This window comes from Kineococcus sp. GCM10028916 (assembly GCF_042674865.1).
Classification (GTDB): Bacteria; Actinomycetota; Actinomycetes; order Actinomycetales; family Kineococcaceae; genus Kineococcus.
The window spans coordinates 21880-41337 of record NZ_JBHTFM010000001.1; the positions used below are offsets into that span (position 1 = coordinate 21880).

The window sequence follows — 19458 nt, forward strand, 5'->3', positions numbered from 1 at the left end:
CGTCACTGCTTGCGCAGAGCGGGTGACGCTGAAACCCCACACGGCGCAACCGGTCGCGATCCGTCACGGGTGCAGCGGGACCGCGTGCCACCTTTCTGGGCATGCCCCCGACCGCCGCCCCGCCCACCCAGCGCAGCGCCCGCCCCGCGCCGCGCGCCACCTCCGCGGCGCGGTTGCCCGGCCCCGTCCGGGAACGCCGTCCGGCGCTGATCGCCTCCGGTCTCGTGCTGGTCGTCGCCGGCTCGCTCGGCAGCGCCCTCGTGGTGCACCGCAGCGGAGACCGCGTCGACGTCCTCGTGGCCCGGCACGACATCGCTCCCGGCGCGATGGTGACCGCGCAGGACCTCGGCACCGCCCGGGTGGCCGCCGACGGCGCCGCCGTCGTCCCCGCTTCCGCCCTCGCGAACTTCGTCGGCACCTACGCGACCTCGCGCATCCCCGCGGACACCCTGGTGAACCGGACGATGTTCCTGGCCGGGGACACCGTCCCCACCGACGCGGCGGTCGTCGGGATCGTCCCCGGGCCCGAACAGCGTCCCGGCGACGCGCTCGCCGCCGGCGACGTCGTCCGCGCCTTCCTCGTGGCCTCCGACGGCTCCAACACCGTCACGGGGCAGCCCGCCGGCACCGTCCTGCTCGAATCGGCCCGGGTCGTCGCCGGAGGCTCCGCCGCCGCCGCGGGCGTCGGTGACGTCGCCGGCGACCCGGGGACGGTGTCCCTGCTCGTCCCGACCGCCGACGCCGCCCAGGTCGTGGCCGCGGCCGCCGCGGGACAGGTCGCCCTGGTGCGCCTCGCCGACGCCACCGTCCCGCCCGTCGACCTCGTGCGGGAGTGACCGGTGGCCCTCGTCTCCTTCCTCTCCGCCAAGGGTTCCCCCGGGGTGACCACCACCGCCCTGCTCAGCGCGGCGCTCTGGCCGCACCCCTGCGTCCTCCTCGACGCCGACCCGGCCGGCGGTGACGTCGCCGCCCGCGTACCCGCCGTCGACGGCGGTGTCCTCGACCCCGACCGCGGCCTGCTGCCGCTGCTGACCAGTGCCCGCCGCGGTCTCAGCGGGGCGCAGGTCCTCGAGCAGGCCCAGGTCGTCGCCGGGGGCACCCGCGTCGTCTGCGGGATGACCGGCCCCGAGCAGTCCCTCGCCGCCGGGCGCGGCTGGTCGGCGCTCGCGAACGCCGTCGCGGACCTGCGCGACGGCGAGGTGCCCACCGACGTGATCGTCGACGCCGGCCGCGTCGGCGCCGACGCCGTGCACCTCGACCTGCTGCGGGCCGCCGACACCGTGGTCCTCCTCGTCCGCGCCGACACCGCCGCCGTGCTGCACGGCCGGGAACGACTGCGCGTCCTCGGTGGTGCGCTGCGCCGACCCGACGGTCTGCTCCCGCGGACCGGTGTCGTCGTCGTGGGGGACCCGCACCACCGCGACGCCGCGGACGCGGCGGCGGTCCTGACCTCGGTCGGCGACTGGGTCGAGGACTTCGGCCGCCTCCCGCTCGATCCCGCCGGAGCCCGCGTCTTCGACGGCGCCCGCTCGGCGCGCCCCGAACGCACCGCGCTCGTGCGGGCGGGGGCACCGGTGGTGGCCGCCCTGGCCGCCGCCGCCCACGGCGAACTCCAGCGAGGTGCCGCGTGAGCCTCCTCACCGACCGCGATTCCGGTCCCGATTCCGACCGCGGCTCCAGCCGGGCCACCGGACGGTCCACGACCGGGCACCGCTCGCACGAGGCCGTCGACCACGACCTGGTCCGGCGTCTGCGCGGCGTCGTCGCCGACCGCCTCTCCGCTCAGCGACGTCGCGACGACACCGCGGGCCGCACCCCCATGTCGGCCGCCGACGAACGGCAGTTCGCCCGGTCCCTCGTCGTGCAGGTCCTGGAGGACCACGCCCGCGCCGAGGTGGAGGCCGGCCGGCCGCCGTTGTCCGCCGAGGGCGAGGAATCCGTGGCCTCCGCCATCGGCGCCGCCCTCTTCGGCGTCGGACGACTCCAGCCGCTGCTCGAGGACCCCGACGTCGAGAACATCGACATCAACGGCTGCGACCGGGTGTTCGTCAGCTACGCGGACGGCCGGGAGGAACTCCACGGTGCCGTCGCCGAGTCGGACGAGGACCTCGTCGAACTCGTCCAGGTGCTCGCCTCCAACGTCGGACTCACCAGTCGGCCCTTCGACTCCGCCAACCCCCAGCTCGACCTCCGGCTGCCCGACGGGTCGCGGCTCTCGGCGGTCATGGGCGTCTGCCAGCGTCCCGCGCTCAGCATCCGCCGGGCCAGGCTCTCCAGCGCCACCCTCGCCGACCTCGTCGCGTCCGGTTCCATGACCGAGGACCTCGCGCAGTTCCTGCGGGCCGCGGTGCGGGCCCGCAAGAACATCATGCTCGCGGGGTCCACCAACTCCGGGAAGACGACCCTGCTGCGGGCGCTCGCGGCCGAGATCCCGCCGCACGAGCGGCTCATCACGGTCGAACGGGCCCTGGAACTCGGTCTGGACCAGCAGGTGCGCGAGCACCCGAACGCCGTCGCGTTCGAGGAACGGCTGCCGAACTCCGAAGGGGTCGGTGGGGTCACCATGGCCGAACTCGTACGTCGTTCGCTGCGCATGAATCCCAGCCGGGTCATCGTCGGTGAGGTCCTCGGCGACGAGATCGTGACGATGCTCAACGCCATGAGCCAGGGCAACGACGGTTCGCTGTCCACCATCCACGCGAACTCCTCGGCGGAGGTGTTCAACCGCATCTCCACCTACGCCCTGCAGGCGGAGGAGCACCTGCCGGTGGAGGCCAGCCACATGCTCATCGCGGGCGCGGTGAACTTCGTGGTGTTCCTCGACAAGCAGAACACCTACCACTCCGGCGGGAGCCTGCGCCGCGCCGTCGCCAGCGTCCGCGAGGTCACCGGCGTCGACGGCCGCGTCCTCAGTTCCGAGGTGTTCCTGGCCGGTCGCGACGGGGTCGCCCGCGCGCACGCGCCGTTGCAGTGCGCCGACGACCTCGAGGCCGCCGGCTACGTCGCCCCCGTCCTCGAGCGGTGGGGTTCGTGAACGGCGCGGTGCAGACGCCACCGGAGTTCCTCGTCGCGTTCACCGCGGCGCTCGTCGGGCTGGGGATCCTCGTCCTCGTGCTCGGGGTCCACGGTCGGATCCCCGGACCGAGCTCCCGACCCGGGCTGCGCCGCGGTGCGGTCGCGGGACTGGGCCGGCAGGCGCTGCTCGGGATCGGTGCCGGCGTCCTGACCCTCGTCCTGACCCGGTGGGTCGTGGCGGGGATCGGCATCGGTCTGCTCGTCGCGTGCTGGCAGCGGCTGCTCGGCGGCAACGCCGAGGAGAACCGCGGCATCGCCCGCCTGGAGGGTCTCGCGAACTGGACGGAGTCGCTGCGCGACACGATCGCCGGCGCGATCGGTCTGGAGCAGGCGATTCCCGCGACGACGGCCACCTCCGCGCCCGTGCTGCGGCCGTCGTTGAACCTCCTGGTGGACCGGTTGCGCATCCGCGAGCCGCTGCCGGACGCGCTGCTGCGCTTCGCCGGCGACGTCGACGACCCGAGCGCGGACGTCGTCGTCGCGGCGCTGGTGCTCAACGCGCGGTTGCGCGGCCCGGGGTTGCGTGACGTGCTCACGGCTCTGGCCACCTCGACCCGCGAGGAACTCGACGTGCGTCGCCGCATCGAGGCCTCCCGGCGCAGCATCCGCCGCAGCGTCCAGATCGTGCTGCTCATCGTCCTCGGGGTGATGGGGGTCCTCGCGGTGTTCAACCGCGACTACGTCGCCCCGTACTCCACGGTCGCCGGGCAGATCGCGCTGATGGTCGTCGCCGCGCTGTTCCTCGCCGGACTGACCTGGCTGCGTCGACTCGCGAAGGTCGAGTCCCACGAACGGTTCCTGACCCACCCCGAGACCGGGAGGACGACGTGATGGACGGACTGGAACTCGCCCTGCTCACGGGGGCCGTGGCGGCCTCGGGCATCGTCGTCCTGCACGCCGCCCTGGTGCCGGCGCGGCCTTCGGTGTCCGTCCAGGTCGCCCGCCTCGACGGGGCCCGTCGCTCGACCCGGCGCACCGTCCTGTCCGCGGCGGAGGCCGCCGCCTCGGTCGCCCCCGACCGGGGGTTGTTCGGCCTGCAGGCCGCGTTCGGCCGGATGATGGCGACCCTCGCGGACCGTCTCGAGGTGCTCGCGGCCGAACGTGGCTGGCGGCTGCGGCGCACGCGCGCCGACCTCGCCGTGCTGGGCCGGCGGACGGGGGAGTTCCTCGCCACGAAAGTCGTCGCCGGGCTCGTGCTGCTGCTCCTCGCCCCGATCTGCTGGTTGTCGTTGCGTGCCTTCGGGGTCCCGCTCCCCGGAGGCGTCCCGTTGTCGCTCGCGCTGGTGATGGGTGGTCTCGGTTTCGTGGTGCCCGACCTCGCCCTGCGGGGTGACGCCCAGCGCCGTCGGCGGGACTTCCGCCGCGTCGTCGGGGTGTTCTCCGACCTGGTCGCGATGAACCTCGCCGGTGGTCGGGGCCTGCCCGAGGCGTTGCTGAGTTCGGCCTCCGTCAGCGACTACTGGGCCCTCGTCCGCATCCGCCAGGCCCTGGCCGGGGCGCGGTTGTCGGGCAGCACGCCCTGGCAGGCCCTCGGTGACCTCGGCGACGAACTCGCCGTGGCCGAACTCTCCGACCTCGCCGGTGCCCTGGCGCTGGCGGCCGACGACGGTGCGAAGATCCGCGCCTCGCTCGCGGCCCGTGCGGCCACGATGCGCCGCCGGGACATGGCCGACGTCGAGGGCGAGGCGGGGGAGAAGTCCCAGTCGATGCTCGTCGCCCAACTGGTCCTGTGCACCGCGTTCATGGTGTTCCTGGCCTTCCCCGCAGTCCACAACCTGATGGCCCAGTCGTGATCGAGAAACCTGTCGAAGGGAACCACCATGTCCGACAACCTCCTCCTGCTGTCCCGCCTCGCCCGGGTGCTCTCGGCCCGCGCCCGTCGGGCCGCGGCCCAGGGGCGCGACGCGGGAGCGTCCGCGCTGGAGTGGGCGGTCATCGCGGCGATCGTCGTCGTGGCGGCGACGCTCATCGGCGGCGCGGTGTACAAGATCGTGCAGACCAAGAGCGAGGAACTGACGAAGTGTTCGCAGACCACCGTCGGCGGCGTCTGCTAGTCCGCGACGACCGGGGTTCCGCGGCGCTGGAGATGGCGTTCATCGCCCCGGTGTTCCTGCTGCTGGTGTTCTTCGGCATCCAGGCGGGGTTGTGGGCCTACGGCCGTTCGGTCGCGCTGGCCTCGGCCCGCGAAGGAGTCGCGCAGTTGCGCGTCGTCCCCGACGAGCAGCAGGCGGCCGCGGCCGACCCGGTCGTGCGCGCCCACGTCGAGCAGTTCGCCGGGACCATCGGTCGGGAGTCGCTGCTCGACCCGCAGGCGAGCACGCAGTGGAACGCGAACCGCAGCGAGGTGAGCGTCGTGGTCACCGGCCACGTCATCAGCCTCGTCCCCGGTCTCGACCTCACCACGACGCAGCGGGTCTCCGGAACCGTCGAACGCTTCGGGAACGTCCGGTGAACCGCTCCTCGGGGGACGAGGGGAGCGTCGCGCTGGAGTTCACCCTGGTGGCTCCCGCGCTGTTCCTGCTCATCGCCCTGCTGCTGGCCTACGCCCGGGTCACCCAGGTCTCGGCCACGCTGGACTCCGGGGTCCGCGACGCGGCCCGAGCGGCCACGACCGCCCGCAGTCCCGCTGCGGCGCAACAACGCGCCTACACGGTGCTGCACGACGCCGTGGGTCCGGGGAACTGCGCGGACAGCCTCGTCGTGCAGCCCATCCCGGAGTTCGCCGCGGGGCGTGCGGTGACCATCACCGCCCGGTGCAGCTACTCGGTGGCCGACCTCGGTCTGCCGGGTCTGCCGGGGTCGTTGTCGGTCACGAGTTCCTTCGCCAGCCCCCTCGACCCGAACCGGGAGCTGTCGTGAACCGGCTCCGGGGGGACGAGGGCTCGATCGCCCCGGCGGTGCCGGTCCTGGCGCTGGTCCTGCTGCTGCTGGCCGGTCTGGTGGTGGACGCGTCGCGGCAGCTGAGCGCCCGGGCCCGGGCCGTCGCCTACGCCGAGGAAGCGGCCCGCGCCGGCGCGGCCGCGATCGACCTGGACGCGGAGGACCTGGAACTCCTCCCCGAGGCCCAGGTCGCCGCGCGGGTCGACGCGTACTGCGAGGCGGCCGCCGCCTCGGGGGCGCCGATCGTCGACCCCGGGCACTGCTTCCGGGGGACCACGGACGTCGGTGATCCCCTGCACCGCCGGATCGTGGTGCGGACCCACGTCGAGATCGTGCAACCGGCCTCCCTGCTGGGGATCGTCGGTGTCGAGGAACTTCGGGCCTCCGGTGACGGGCGGGCCCGCCCCTTCGAGGGGACGAGCGAGGAGGACGTGACGTCCACGGAAACCGGATCCTGCTGATCGCCGCCGCGGGCGCGATCTCGTGCCTGACGGCGTGCTCGGACGGAGCGAGCGACGTCGCTCCGCCCGCGGCGGCGGTCGCGGCGAGCGCGGACGCGCCGACCCCGACGGCTCCACCGGCGCCGGTCCCCTCGACCGCGGTGACCGGCGAGTTCGACGGCCGCTTCGACGGCGATGCCGCGGTGACGGCGTTGCGGGGGTACCTGCGTGAACAGGCCCGCGCGATCAACGCCGGTGTCGCCGACGCGGCAGCCGTTCCCGCGTTCACCACCACCCTCACCCCGAACGGCCGGTCCTGGGCGTTGCCGTTGCTCGCGGCCAACCTCGGGGACCGGATGCCGGGCCCCTACCCGGTCGGCGTGCTCGCGAGCACGCGAGCGGGGGACGACCGCGTCGAACTCGACCTCTGCCTGCAGGACCGCGGGTGGCAGGTCGACCGCACCAGCGGGGAGCCGGTGAACGCGGCCCACTACGGCGGCGCGCACGCCGTCGTCCTGCGCGTCGGCGACGCGTGGCTGGTCGACGACCTGGCCACCACCGGGGCCGACTGCGGTGCGGGCGACGTCGTCGAGGAGCGGTTCTGATGCGGCGCACCGCGGCGGTCCTCCCCGCTGTTCTCGCCGCTGTTCTCGCCGCCGTCGTCGGTCTCGCGACCCCCGCGCAGGCGGCCGAGGCCGGCGGTGCCCGGGCGATGGCGGCCAACCACACCGGCTCCGACACCGACAACGTGCACGGTAGTTGCCGGACCTACGCCTCGTCGGCCGGCAACTACGGCGCCGTCTGTTCCGCGGGCGGGACGGCCAGGAACTACCGGGCGCTGCTCGGCGGTGCCCCGGTGCCGACCTGCTGGTTGCTGCCGCCGGACGAGACGGGCCCGACCATGGACTCGGCCACACCGTTCGGGCTCAGCACCGCGACACCGGTGCTCACGCCGGGGCCCACCGACACGCCCTCCCCGGTCGACGTCCCGTCGTCGGTACCGACCACGGCCCCCGTCACGCCGCCCGTCGTTGAGCCGACACCGGGAACCCCTCCCACCACGACCGGTCCGCCGGAACCCGCGGTGACCGAGACCACGCCGGTCGAGGTGCCCGAGGACTTCCTGAAGGTGTGCATGACGACGCCCGTCGATCCGGTGACGCTCGCGCCCGCACGGGTCGTCGGGTACTCCAGTGGCGTCCTCCCGTTCCTGCGCAGTTCCCCCGACCGCCCGCCGTTCTGGTGGGAACTGACGGAGGGACAGCGCAGGTACCTCATCACCAAGGAGAAGACCGGCCGACTGCACCCGGGGATGCTCGTCACCTCGCCCTCCCGCACACCGCGTCTGGGACAGACCATCTCGTTCTCGGCCGCGGGCGACCGCGACGTCCCCCTGGACTACGGCTTGCTGCGCATGCGGGCCGAGTTCCGCTCCCTGACGGTCGCCTCCGGTGAACCGGGTCAGAAGGACGTCGAGTGCGCCGGCGGGGGCCGGGAACTCCTGCCCGGTGCGACTGAACGCACCGGACCCGGCATCTGCTCGTTCAGCTACTCGCAGACCTCCGGGGGCCGGGGCGACGGCGACACGTTCGACGTCCGCGCCACCGAGAACTGGCGGATCTGGGTGAGCGACGACGACGGCCTGAGCTGGACGGTCGAACGGGACGTGCAGATCCCGCTCCAGCTCGACCTGCGCGTCACCGAGGTCCAGACCCTCGTCGTCCCGCTCGCGCCGTGACCCCCGCATGACCACCCGATCCGAACGCCCCACCGAACCGAGGCGAGACCCGTGAGCACTGCCACCCCCACCCGGACGGCCCGGAACCCGACCCCCGCTCCGCACCGGCTGCCCCGTGCGCCGATGTCGCGGGCCGCACGCGTCGGCGAGGTCCTGCGCGGCCTCGGCGCCGCGCTCGTCCTGCTCGCCGTCCTGGTCGGCGTCCCGTTCGCCCTGGTGGAACTCGTCGGCAACCCGTTGCCCACGACCGCACCGACCCGCGCGTGGCTCGACGCGGAACTCAGCGCCGGGGCCGTGCTCGACGTCCTGGCCGTGGTCCTGTGGCTGGTCTGGGTCCACTTCGTCGTCTGCGTCCTCACCGAGACCCGGGCCTGGATCGCCGGTGGACGCTCCGGGAAGGTGCCGGTGGGCGGGGCCAACCAGCTGCTCGCGCACCGTCTGGTGGCCGCAGTCCTCCTGCTGGCCTCGGGCGCGGTGTGGGTGCCCGGGACCGCCACGGTCCTCGAGACCGTCCCGGTGGGCTCGACCGCCGCGGTCCAGGTCGTCGGTGTCGAGACGGGCGCCGCGAGGAGCGTGGTGACGGCCGGGGCCTCGCAGACCGCGCCCGCCGCCACCCCCGACCTCGGGTGGAGCGCCCGTTCCAGCGCGGAACCCGTGCTGTACGTCGTCCAGCCACCCGAGGGGCGGTACCACGACTGCCTCTGGGACATCGCGGAACGAACGCTCGGCGACCCGATGCGCTACCACGAGATCTTCGCCCTCAACGCTGACCGGGTGCAGGCCGACGGTTCCCGCCTCGTCGACGCGGACCTGATCCGGCCCGGCTGGACGTTGCTGCTGCCGGCCGACGCGGTCGGTGCGACCGCGGTTCCGCTGAGCGCACCCGCACCCGGGGTTCCGGCCGCCGGGGTCGGGGCTCCGGTCGAGCACGCGAACTCGACCGCGGCGCAGGACGCCCAGGACGACCTGGTCTCCCGGGCCGCGCTCTCCGGCGGGTTGCTGCTCGCCGGCGTCGTCGTCGCGCTGCGACGGCCGGGAACCCCGGCAGCGGCTACGGCCGCCGATGCCCTCACCGCGACCTCCGACCCCGGTCGGGCCCGGTTCCTCGACCACGCGCTGCGCCGGCTGGCGCAGGACCGCGCGCAGGCGGGTCTGGCGTTGCCCGACGTCGTGGCCGCCCACCTCTCCGCCGACGAACTCGTGCTGCACCTCGGGGTGCGCGGTGAGGGTCCGGCAGCGGTTCCGCCGCGGCCGTGGACCGTCCTCGAGGGCGGTGCCTGGCGGGTGCTGCTGGCCGACCTGCCCGGCGCCACCGCCCTCGGCGTCACGGCTCCGGACGTTCCCGCGCCGTTCCCGACCCTGGTCGACGTGGCCGTGTCGGGGACGCACGAGATCCTGCTCGACCTGGAGAGCGCGCCGGGGATCGTGGCGATCGGTGGGCACCACGACACCGCCCGCGACGTCGTCGCGTCCATGGCCGTGGAACTCGCCGTGAACTCCTGGTCGGACGGGGTCGACGTCCACCTCGTGGGTTTCGGGGACGACCTGTCGGTCCTGGCGCCGGAGAACCTCCACCCGCACCCGCTGCTGGACGAGGTCCTCGACCGGCTCGAGCGGCACGGTTTCCGGGAGACCGGTGCGGACCTCCTGGCGGGGCGGTCGGACCGGGCGGGGGACAGGCCGCGGCCCAGCGTCGTCGCGTTGTCCGGGCCGCCGACGGAGACCCAGGTGGACCGGCTGCAGGCTCTGGTGGGCGGTGGTCGGACCCCGGTGGCCGTGGTGTGCGTCGGCGACGTCCCCACCGCGAGCTGGCGTTTCGCCGTGACCGCCGAGGGAACCCTGGACCTCGGGGTCCTGGGTCTGGCCGGCCGGGCGCGCAGGCTCCCCCCGTCGGAGTACACCGCCTGGGCGGCTGCTCTGCGGGGTTGAAGGATCCCCCGAACGGGGGTGTGGAAACCGAACCGGTCGACGCGCCGGGGTGGTCCACTTGAAACTCCTCGTCCGACCGGTCGAGGTTCTCCGAGTTCCGAAGGACGGAAACACCATGGCGAACATGAACGTCACCTACGACGACATGCGTTCCGCGGCGAGCAACCTCGAGAGCGGCAAGGCGGAGATCGCCGACCGCCTCATGCGGCTGAAGTCGCTGGTCGACAGCCTCGTCTCCAGCGGCTACGTCACCGACCGCTCCTCGGTCGCGTTCAAGGACTCCTACGACGAGTTCAACACCGGCATCACCCAGGTCCTCGAAGGCCTGACCGGCATGTCGTCCTACCTGAACAGCGCGGCGCAGACGCTGTCCGACGCCGACACCCAGCTGGCCTCCAGCCTCGGCCGCTGACCCACCGCACGCCGGGCACCCTGGGCGGGTGCCCGGCCGGGCGATCAGGACCGCCGACCGGAACCGGTGAGGGGTTCCCGTCCCCGACCCGTGGGTCGACGTCGAGGGCCTCGACGCTCGGGTCGACCGCTTCGACGGTGTGACACCGGGAAGGGTCCTGCTGACGACATCTCGTCAGCAGCGCCTGCACGGTCCGTCCCGCGCGCTCGTCGGCGCGCTGGTCGGCGCGCTGGTCGACGCGCTGGTCGACGCGCTGGTCGACGCGGACCACGAGGTCACCCACCCGGGTGCACCCCCCGCTGCCGGCGGGTGACGACCCGCGGAGCCGTTGCGCCGCACGGGGGAGGGCTCTCGCACGGCCGGGCGCACCCGGTCACGCTGGAGGACCGCCGAGTTCTCGAGGAGCAGCCCCATGCGTCTGGCCGTCACGGTCGTCGACCCCCGCGAGGGGACCCGTCGTGACGCCGTCGTCGAGGCGGATCCGCGCACGCCGCTGGGTGACCTGACCTCCGCCCTGGGGACCCGCGGGGCCCGGCTCTTCCACGACGGCCGGGAACTGCTGCCCGAGATCCTGCTCGAGGACAGCGGCGTCCGCGAGGGCGCCGTCCTCAGCCTGCACGACGCCGGCGGGTGCGTCCCGGGGGAACCCGGCGGGCTCGTCGAACTCCGCGTCGTCGGGGGCCGGGGGGCGGGGGCGGTGCACCGGTTGGGGGTGGGGGAACACCTCGTCGGCCCCACGGGTCCGCTCGTCGTCGACGGTCGGGCGATCGTCCGCGTCGCGGTCGCTCCCACGGGCGCCGTCATGGTCTCGGCGGTCGAGGGTGACCCCCGGCTGGAGGCCGCGGAACTCACCGACCCGCGGTTCTGGGTCGCCGGCGACGTGCTCGACCTCGGTGGCGCGGTGCTCGGGATCGGGGTCCCCGCGGTCCCGGACGCCGTGCTGGAACCCACGGTGACCTCCGCCGACGACGTGGTAGGTCTCGACTACAACCGACCACCGCGGTTGCTGCCCCCGGACCTCACGACGAGGTTCCGGTTGCCGAACCCGCCCGGAGACCCGACCCGTCGTCCCTTCCCGGTGGTCGCCGCCCTCGTGCCGTTGTTCATGAGCGCGGCCATGGTCACCATGAGCCACAACTACTACTACCTCGTGATCGGTCTCCTGAGTCCGGTGGCGGTGGTGGCGAACGCGGTCGTGGACCGGCGCGCCGGACGCACCACCCACCGCGAGGTGCTCGCCCGCTACCGCAGGGAGAAGCTGGCGATCGAACGCGACGCCGCCGAGGCCCTCGTCGCCGAACGCCGTGCCCGTCGCGCGACGTCCCCCGACCCGGCGGAGCTCCTGCTCACCGCGATCGGCCCGCGGGCCCGGCTGTGGGAACGCCGTCGCCGCGACGCGGACCACCTCGACGTCCGGCTGGGCCTCGCCGACCTGCCCTCCACCGTGGTCGTCGAGGATCCCGAGGAACTCGAGCACCGCCGGCAGGTCGCCGCCACCGCGCACCGGGTCCCGGTGACCGTCTCGTTGCGGGAGAACCCGGTCACCGGTGTCGCCGGAGCGGACGCCCGCGCCCTCGCCAGCCGGTGGCTGGTGCAGCTGGCCGTGCTGCAGAGTCCCCGCGACGTGTCGTTGCACGTCCTGACGACTCCCGCGGGCCTCGCCGAGTGGGACTGGCTCCGGTGGGTCCCGCACGCGCGTTCCGAGGCGGGCGGCGCGGCGTCGGTGTTCGTCGGCACGAGCACCGAGACCTGGGCCCGGCGCGTCGCGGAACTGGCGACGGTGCTCGAGGACCGTCGCCGGACCCTCGCCGGACTGGCCTCAGGGACCCGGCTGGACGCGCCGGACCTCGTCGTCGTCCTGGACGGGGCCCGCCGGCTGCGGTCGTTGCCGGGGGTCGTCACCCTGCTCACCGAGGGGCCCGCGCTGGGGATCCGCGTCATCTGCTGCGAGGGCGACCGCCGTTCACTGCCCGAGGAGTGCTCCGCCGTCGTCGAGGAACGCGCCGACGGGACCCTGCGCGTCGAACGGCAACGCCACGCCCCGGTCGGCGGGATCCTCGCCGACGTCCCCGCACCCGGGTGGGCGGGGCGGATCGCCCGGGCGATGGCTCCCGTCCGCGACGCCGGCGACGACGACTCCGGCGCCGGGTTGCCCGACCGGTCCCGGTTGCTGGACGTCCTGGACCTGGAACCTCCGACGCCGCAGGGGATCGCGGCGCGCTGGCTCCGGCAACCGGCGAGCACCACGGCCGTCGTCGGGGAATCCCTGGACGGGCCGTTCGGCATCGACCTGCGCGCCGACGGCCCGCACGGGCTCATCGCCGGCACCACGGGTTCCGGCAAGTCCGAACTGCTGCAGACCATCGTCGCCTCCCTCGCCGTCGCCAACCGGCCGGACGCCATGACCTTCGTCCTCGTCGACTACAAGGGCGGCGCGGCGTTCAAGGACTGCGTCGACCTGCCGCACACCGTGGGGATGGTCACCGACCTCGACACCCACCTCGTGGGGCGGGCCCTGACGTCGCTGGGGGCGGAACTCCACCGTCGCGAGCACCTGCTCGCCGAGGTCGGGGCGAAGGACCTCGAGGACCACGACGACCTGCGAGAAGCGCACCCGGACCGGGAACTGCCGAGGATCCCGCGTCTGCTCATCGTCATCGACGAGTTCGCCTCCCTCGCCCGGGAACTCCCCGACTTCGTCACCGGCCTGGTGAACATCGCCCAGCGCGGCCGGTCGCTGGGGATCCACCTGTTGCTGGCGACCCAGCGCCCGACCGGTGTCGTGAGCGCCGAGATCCGGGCGAACACCAACCTGCGCATCGCGTTGCGGGTCACCGACGTGGGGGAGAGTTCCGACGTCCTCGACGCCCCGGACGCCGCCCGGATCGCCAAGGGAACACCGGGTCGGGCCTACGTGAAGCTCGGGCACGGTTCGCTCGTCCCGTTCCAGTCCGGACGCGTCGGCGGACGGCGGCCGGGGGTCTCGCGCGACACGGCGGTTCCCGCGCCGTGGTCGGCACCATTGCGCCCCGAGGACCTCGGCCGCCCCGTCCCGCGCCGGCCGAAGGGTCCCGCCGCGAAGGACGACGCCGCCGAGACCGACCTGCGCCACCTCGTCGACGCCGTCCGCGGCGCGGCGAGCGAACTGCAGGTCCCGACCCCGCACAGCCCGTGGCTCCCGGCGCTGCCGGAACTCCTCACCGCCGGGGAACTCCCCGTCCCGGACCGACCCCTGGCCGCGAGCTTCGGCGTGGTCGACGTCCCCGAACGCCAACGGCGGGACCCGTTGGAGTTCGACCTCGCCACCGACGGCCACCTCTACGTGGTCGGCGCACCCCGCAGCGGACGCTCGCAGGTCCTGCGGACCCTCGCGGCCCGGCTGGCCGAGCAGGTGCCCACCGCGGACCTGCACCTGTACGGCCTCGACTGCGGGGGCGGCGCGCTGCTGGCCCTGGCCGGTCTCCCGCACACCGGGGCGATCGTCCAGCGCAGCGAGACCGACCGCGCGGTCCGGCTGCTGACCCGGTTGCGGGACGAGGTGCTGCGTCGCCAGGCGGGGCTCGGGGCGCTCGGCGTCGCCGACGTCGGTGAACAACGCGCCGTCTCGCCGGACCCCTGGCCGCACCTGGTCCTGCTGCTGGACCGCTGGGAGGGTTTCCTCGGCGGGCTCGCCGAACTCGACGGCCAGGCGCCGCTCGAGCTCGTCACGACGCTGCTGCGCGAAGGAGCGGGCGTCGGGGTCCACCTGATCGTCGCGGGCGACCGGCAGCTGCTGACCGGACGCACCGGGACCCTCGTCGAGGACAAGCTGCTGCTGCGCCTCACCGACCGCGCGGACGCGACGATGGCCGGGCTCTCGGCCCGCCAGGTCCCCGAGGACATGGCGCCCGGGCGGCTGCTGCGCGCCGGTGCGGGCGCCGCCTCCGGCCTGGAGGCCCAGGTCGCCGTCCTCGGCGCCGACCCGTCCGGGCCGACCCAGGTCGCCGCGCTGGCCGAGCTGGGCGGCCGGCTCCGGGACCGCGACGGTGCCCTCCCGCGGGGGAGGCGGCCGTTCCGCCTCGACACCCTCCCCGCCCACCTCGACTACCCGCGCGCCCTGGAGCTCACCGAGACCGGCCCCGGGCGGCTCATCGCCCTCGTCGGCGTCGGCGGGGACGACCTCGCCGGACTCGGACCCGACCTGCTCGCGGGGGCGGGCACCGCGATCGTGGCCGGTCCCGCCCGGTCCGGGCGCAGCACCGTCCTGCTCACGATGGCGCGCTCGCTGCTGGACCAGGGCGCGGAGGTCGTCGTCGCTGCGCCCCGTCCCTCCCCGTTGCGCGACCTGGCGGGCCGGCCGGGGGTCCGGGCCGTGCTCACCGGCGACGACCTGACCGTCGGGGACCTCGAACCGGTGCTCGGCCCCGCGGCCGGACCCGCCGTCCTGCTCGTCGACGACGCCGAGCTGCTGAAGAACTGCGCCGCCGACTCCTGGCTCACCGCCCTGGTGGCCCGCGCGGGCCGCGACGGGACGGGCGTCATCGTGGCCGGGGAGACCGCCGAGGTCGGCGCGGGCTTCTCCAACTGGCAGGTCCCGTTGCGCCGCAACCGGTGCGGGGTCCTCATCGCCCCCAGCGACATCATGGCCGGTGACGTCGTGGGGGTGCGGGTCCCGCGCAGTGCGCTCGGAGCCCCGGCCCAGCCGGGCCGGGTCCTGCTGCACACCGGCGACGGCGAGCTGCGCACCGTGGCCGTCCCGCAGTCGGTAGCCTGACCGCGTGCCGGCCAGCCCCTCCCCGACGAGTCCCGGGACCTCCGAGCAGGTCCCCGGTGGCCCCGTCGTCGATGGCCCCGTGACCGAGCAGGCTCCGTCGGTCGAGACCGGCCGCGGGGGTTTCGCCGTCCACCTCGACAACTTCGACGGCCCCTTCGACCTGCTGCTCGGTCTGATCACCAAGCACCAGCTCGACGTCACCGAGGTGGCGATCGCCCGCGTCACCGACGACTTCATCGCCCACCTGCGCGAGGCCTCGAAGCAGGACGAGGGGTTCGACCTCGACGAGGCCAGCGAGTTCCTGCTCATCGCCGCGACCCTGCTCGACCTCAAGGCGGCCCGCCTGCTCCCCGCGGCCGACGTCGAGGACGCCGACGACCTCGCCCTGCTCGAGGCCCGCGACCTCCTCTTCGCCCGCCTGCTGCAGTACCGCGCCTACAAGCAGGTCGCCGCGCTGCTCGCGGAACGCTTCGCCGACGCCTCCCGCCGGGTGCCGCGCGCCGTCGCGATGGAACCGCACTTCGAGAGGCTCCTGCCGGAACTCGTGCTCACCGTCAGCCCGGAGCAGTTCGCCGCGGTCGCGGCCCGCGCCCTCACCCCCAAGCCGATCGCCATGGTCGGCCTGGACCACCTGCACCAGTCCGCCGTGAGCATCCGCGAGCAGGCGACCCTGATGGTCGACCGCCTGCGCCGCAAGGGGACCGCCACGTTCGCGGAACTCGTCGAGGACGCCGGTGAAGGGGAACTCGGCACGCTGGTCATCGTCGCGCGGTTCCTCGCCGTCCTGGAACTGTTCCGCGAGCGCCGGGTGCGCCTGGACCAGCCGGAGGCGCTGGGTGTGCTGACGGTGCGCTGGGACGCCCAGGCCGAGGCGAACCAGGGTGAGGCGGCGGCCGCGGTGCCCGCGGGGTTGGACGAGTTCGAGGGTGCTCCCGGCGCCCCGGGAGGGAACGGTTCGTGACCGGAGAAGTGTTCGACGAGGCGGCGCAGGACGACGGGGGTCGCCGGATCCGCGGTGCGCTCGAGGCCGTCCTGATGGTGGCCGACGAACCGGTGCAGTCGCGCGCGCTGGCCCGCGCGACGGGGGAGAACGCCGACGAGGTCGACCTGCTGCTGCGTGAACTGGCGGGGGAGTACGCCGAGCAGGGGCGCGGGTTCGAGCTGCGCGAGGTCGGCGGTGGGTGGCGGATGTACTCCCGGGCCGAGCACGCCGACGTCGTCGAGGCGTTCCTGCTGGACGGGCAGACCGCGAAGTTGACCCAGGCGGCGCTGGAGACGCTGGCGATCGTCGCCTACCGCCAGCCCGTCAGCCGCGCGCGGGTCTCCGCGGTGCGCGGCGTGAGCGTCGACGGGGTGATGCGGACGTTGCTGACCCGTGGTCTGGTCTGCGAGGCGGGGGTGGAGGTGTCTTCGCAGGCGACGCTGTACCGCACGACGGAGGAGTTCCTGCAGCGGATGGGGCTCGACAGCCTCGAGGACCTGCCGCCGCTGGCGCCCTTCCTGCCGGAGGAGGTGTCGATGGACGACCTCGAGCCGCGGGAGCTCCTGGCCGAGCCGATCCCGGAGCCGATCCTCGAGCCGGTTTCGAGCACTCCCGATGTGCGCGACAATGGCGGGTCGGAGCCCGAGGCTCCCGCGGCCGGGCCGGAACCGGAACCGGCCGAACCCCAGCAGCAGGAGGACACACCATGAGCCCGAAGGCGCCCCGCAGCAGCGGTGGCCGAGGGCAGGGCCGCCCCCAGAGGTCGGACCGCCCCAGCACCGGAGGTCGTCCCTCCGGCAAGAGCGGCGGCCGGCCCCAGCAGGGCGGGCCGAAGGGGACCGGCGGGAAGGCCGCACCCGGCGCCCGCCGCGGTTCCGCGAAGCGGATGACGGACAACGTCAAGCCGGCGCCGCAGCCGCCGCGTCGCGGTCCGGGACCGGTCAAGGCCCACCCCGGCACGGACGTCCACGACCCCGAAGGCGTGCGTCTGCAGAAGGTCCTCGCCCAGGCCGGGGCCGGGTCCCGCCGGGCCTGCGAGGAGATGATCACCGCAGGCCGCGTCACTGTCGACGGTGAGGTCGTCACCGAGCTCGGGGTCCGCATCGACCCGACGCGCCAGGTCGTGCACGTGGACGGCATGCGCTTCTCCATCGACGACGAGCTCGTCTACATCATGGTGAACAAGCCCAAGGGCGTCGTCTCCACCATGTACGACGAGGACGGCCGGCTGAACCTGGCCGACATGGTCGGTCCGCGCGAGGAACGGCTGTTCCACGTCGGCCGCCTCGACCTCGAGACCGAGGGCCTGATCCTGCTGACCAACGACGGCGCGCTGACCCACCGGTTGCAGCACCCCTCGTTCGGGGTGCAGAAGACCTACCTCGCCGAGGTCCGCGGTCCCGTCAAGCGCGACCTCGGGCGCAACCTGCGCGCCGGGATCGAGCTCGACGACGGCCCGGTGCAGGTCGACTCGTTCAAGCTGGTCGACTCCAAGCCGGGCTACGCGCTGGTCGAGGTGATCCTGCACGAGGGTCGCAAGCACATCGTGCGTCGTCTGCTGGAGGCCGAGGGCTACCCCGTCCTGAAGCTGGTGCGCGTGCAGATGGGCCCGATCGTCCTGGGTGACCTCAAGCCGGGCAAGAACCGCCGCCTGACCCGCGGTGAGGTCCAGCAGCTCATGGCGGTCGCGGGGCTGTGAGCGCTGCGCAGTCCGGGACGGATACCCTGCCGCGCGTGTCGGTTCGGGCGGTTCGTGGTGCGGTGCAGGTGGACGTCGACGAGCGCGGGGAGGTGCTGTCGCGGACGAGGGACCTCGTCCAGGAGGTCGTCCAGGCCAACGACCTGACCCTCGACGACTTCATCAGCGTCATCTTCACCTCCACCGCCGACCTGGTCTCGGAGTTCCCCGCCGTCGCGGCGCGGGAGCTCGGGATGGGTGACGTGCCGCTGATGTGCGCGCGCGAGCTCGAGATCGCCGGGTCCATGCCCCGGGTGATCCGCCTGATGGCCCACGTCGAGACCACGCGGGCCCGCAGCGAGATCAAGCACGTCTACCTCAACGGTGCGCAGGCCCTGCGGCGCGACATCGCGCAGTGACCGGCCCGGTGGTCCCGACGTGACGCTCGACGCGGCCGCACCGGCCCGCACGCGGGGGACGGTGCGCGTGGTCGGCACCGGCCTGCTGGGCACCTCGGCCGCCCTCGCGCTGACCCTGCGCGGGGTGGACGTGATCCTCGTCGACCCCTCGCCGACGGCGGTCGCGCTGGCCCGTGACCTGGGTGCCGGTCGCTTCCCCGCAGCGGGCGACGACCCGGCCCTGGTCCTCGTGGCCGCACCGCCCGACGTCGTCGCGGAGGTCGTCGCGGCCGAGCTCGCGGCGTTCCCGCGAGCCGTCGTCACCGACGTCGCCAGCGTCAAGGGTGGACCCCTGGCCAGTCTCAGCGCAGCGGGTGCGGACCTGCGTCGCTACGTCGGCAGCCACCCGATGGCGGGGCGGGAACGCTCCGGTGCGGTGTCCGCGCGGACGGACCTGTTCGCCGGCCGGCCCTGGGTGATCGCCGCGACCGGGGTCACCGACCCCGTCGCGGTGCGAGCCGTCCACGACCTCGCGATGGACTGCGGCGGGGTGCCCGTGACGATGGCCGCGGCCGAGCACGACGCGGCCGTGGCCGTGGTCTCGCACGCCCCGCAGGTCGCCGCGAGCCTCGTCGCCGCCCGCCTGCGCGACGCCTCCGAGACCGCCGTCGGGCTCGCCGGTCAGGGGTTGCGCGACGTCACCCGGATCGCCGGCAGCGACCCGACGCTGTGGGCGCAGATCCTGGCCGGCAACGCCGCCCCCGTGGCCGACGTGCTCGAGGACCTGCGCCGCGACCTCGACGACGTCGTCGGCGCGTTGCGGGCGCTCGCCCTCGACCCGACGGCTCCCGGCGCCCGCGGTCGCCTGGCCCGGGTGATCGCCGACGGGGGGGCGGGGCGCGACCGGATCCCGGGCAAGCACGGCAGCGCGCCGACGGCCTACACCACCGTCGTCGTGGTCGTCCCCGACCGTCCGGGGGCGTTGGGACGGTTGTTGACGGAGGTCGGCGAGGCGGGCGTGAACCTCGAGGACCTGCGGCTGGAGCACTCCGAGGGGCAGGCCGTGGCGCTGGCCTCCATCGACGTCCTCCCCGCGTCCGCCGACCCGCTCACCGAGGCCCTGCGGGCGCGCGGGTGGACGGTTCCCCGCTGAGCCCGGCCACGACGCCGGGC

The 19458-nt window shown here is 74.3% G+C and carries 20 protein-coding genes; all 20 read left to right on the top strand.

Features of this window, described 5'->3' with window-relative positions:
• The first annotated feature begins 101 nt into the window (after positions 1–101).
• The 20 genes from ACFQ46_RS00105 to ACFQ46_RS00200 all read left to right on the top strand — a co-directional run bounded on the left by ACFQ46_RS00105 (position 102) and on the right by ACFQ46_RS00200 (position 19438).
• Positions 102–836, top strand: a complete 735-nt coding sequence (locus ACFQ46_RS00105; RefSeq protein ID WP_380256012.1) for an SAF domain-containing protein — start codon at positions 102–104, stop codon at positions 834–836.
• 3 nt (positions 837–839) lie between these two features.
• Positions 840–1631: a hypothetical protein gene (locus tag ACFQ46_RS00110; RefSeq protein WP_380256014.1), complete on the top strand. Its 792-nt coding sequence runs from the start codon at positions 840–842 to the stop codon at positions 1629–1631.
• A gap of 107 nt (positions 1632–1738) precedes the next feature.
• Complete coding sequence (locus tag ACFQ46_RS00115) at positions 1739–3034, top strand: CpaF family protein (RefSeq protein WP_380162113.1); 1296 nt, start codon at positions 1739–1741, stop codon at positions 3032–3034.
• A complete protein-coding gene (locus ACFQ46_RS00120) occupies positions 3031–3906 on the top strand; it encodes a type II secretion system F family protein (RefSeq protein WP_380256016.1) in 876 nt (291 codons plus the stop codon). Before ACFQ46_RS00115 ends, ACFQ46_RS00120 begins: the two co-directional genes overlap by 4 nt.
• On the top strand, positions 3906–4868 hold the full coding sequence (locus tag ACFQ46_RS00125) for a type II secretion system protein (RefSeq protein WP_380256018.1): 963 nt from the start codon (positions 3906–3908) through the stop codon (positions 4866–4868). Before ACFQ46_RS00120 ends, ACFQ46_RS00125 begins: the two co-directional genes overlap by 1 nt.
• 27 nt (positions 4869–4895) lie before the next feature.
• Positions 4896–5129: a hypothetical protein gene (locus tag ACFQ46_RS00130; RefSeq protein ID WP_328295765.1), complete on the top strand. Its 234-nt coding sequence runs from the start codon at positions 4896–4898 to the stop codon at positions 5127–5129.
• Positions 5096–5527 carry a TadE/TadG family type IV pilus assembly protein gene (locus ACFQ46_RS00135; protein WP_380256020.1) on the top strand — a complete coding sequence of 144 codons (432 nt, stop codon included), beginning with the start codon at positions 5096–5098 and terminating at the stop codon, positions 5525–5527. The genes ACFQ46_RS00130 and ACFQ46_RS00135 overlap by 34 nt, the downstream gene beginning before the upstream one ends.
• A complete protein-coding gene (locus ACFQ46_RS00140; RefSeq protein ID WP_380256022.1) occupies positions 5524–5934 on the top strand; it encodes a TadE/TadG family type IV pilus assembly protein in 411 nt (136 codons plus the stop codon). Before ACFQ46_RS00135 ends, ACFQ46_RS00140 begins: the two co-directional genes overlap by 4 nt.
• The gene (locus ACFQ46_RS00145; RefSeq protein WP_380256024.1) at positions 5931–6416 is read left to right on the top strand and encodes a pilus assembly protein TadG-related protein; all 486 of its coding nucleotides are present in this window, start codon (positions 5931–5933) and stop codon (positions 6414–6416) included. Before ACFQ46_RS00140 ends, ACFQ46_RS00145 begins: the two co-directional genes overlap by 4 nt.
• A 140-nt stretch (positions 6417–6556) precedes the next feature.
• Positions 6557–7000, top strand: coding sequence for a hypothetical protein (locus ACFQ46_RS00150; RefSeq protein ID WP_380256026.1), 444 nt, complete (start codon positions 6557–6559; stop codon positions 6998–7000).
• Positions 7000–8133 (top strand): hypothetical protein, encoded by a 1134-nt coding sequence (locus tag ACFQ46_RS00155; RefSeq protein ID WP_380256028.1) that lies wholly within the window; start codon positions 7000–7002, stop codon positions 8131–8133. Before ACFQ46_RS00150 ends, ACFQ46_RS00155 begins: the two co-directional genes overlap by 1 nt.
• A 51-nt stretch (positions 8134–8184) precedes the next feature.
• Positions 8185–10062 (top strand): LysM peptidoglycan-binding domain-containing protein, encoded by a 1878-nt coding sequence (locus ACFQ46_RS00160; RefSeq protein WP_380256030.1) that lies wholly within the window; start codon positions 8185–8187, stop codon positions 10060–10062.
• A gap of 124 nt (positions 10063–10186) precedes the next feature.
• Positions 10187–10474, top strand: coding sequence for a WXG100 family type VII secretion target (locus ACFQ46_RS00165; RefSeq protein ID WP_380256032.1), 288 nt, complete (start codon positions 10187–10189; stop codon positions 10472–10474).
• Positions 10475–10613: 139 nt separating this feature from the next.
• On the top strand, positions 10614–10787 hold the full coding sequence (locus ACFQ46_RS00170) for a hypothetical protein (RefSeq protein ID WP_380256034.1): 174 nt from the start codon (positions 10614–10616) through the stop codon (positions 10785–10787).
• Between the two features lie 99 nt (positions 10788–10886).
• On the top strand, positions 10887–15227 hold the full coding sequence (locus ACFQ46_RS00175) for an FtsK/SpoIIIE domain-containing protein (protein ID WP_380256036.1): 4341 nt from the start codon (positions 10887–10889) through the stop codon (positions 15225–15227).
• Positions 15228–15231: 4 nt separating this feature from the next.
• Complete coding sequence (locus ACFQ46_RS00180) at positions 15232–16188, top strand: segregation and condensation protein A (protein WP_380256038.1); 957 nt, start codon at positions 15232–15234, stop codon at positions 16186–16188.
• Positions 16189–16262: 74 nt separating this feature from the next.
• Positions 16263–16919, top strand: coding sequence for an SMC-Scp complex subunit ScpB (scpB, locus tag ACFQ46_RS00185; RefSeq protein WP_380256776.1), 657 nt, complete (start codon positions 16263–16265; stop codon positions 16917–16919).
• Positions 16916–17908 carry a pseudouridine synthase gene (locus tag ACFQ46_RS00190; RefSeq protein ID WP_380256040.1) on the top strand — a complete coding sequence of 331 codons (993 nt, stop codon included), beginning with the start codon at positions 16916–16918 and terminating at the stop codon, positions 17906–17908. The genes scpB and ACFQ46_RS00190 overlap by 4 nt, the downstream gene beginning before the upstream one ends.
• Before the next feature lie 35 nt (positions 17909–17943).
• On the top strand, positions 17944–18306 hold the full coding sequence (gene aroH / locus ACFQ46_RS00195; RefSeq protein ID WP_380256042.1) for a chorismate mutase: 363 nt from the start codon (positions 17944–17946) through the stop codon (positions 18304–18306).
• Positions 18307–18325: 19 nt separating this feature from the next.
• Positions 18326–19438, top strand: coding sequence for a prephenate dehydrogenase (locus ACFQ46_RS00200; RefSeq protein WP_380256044.1), 1113 nt, complete (start codon positions 18326–18328; stop codon positions 19436–19438).
• The last annotated feature ends 20 nt before the right edge of the window (positions 19439–19458 follow it).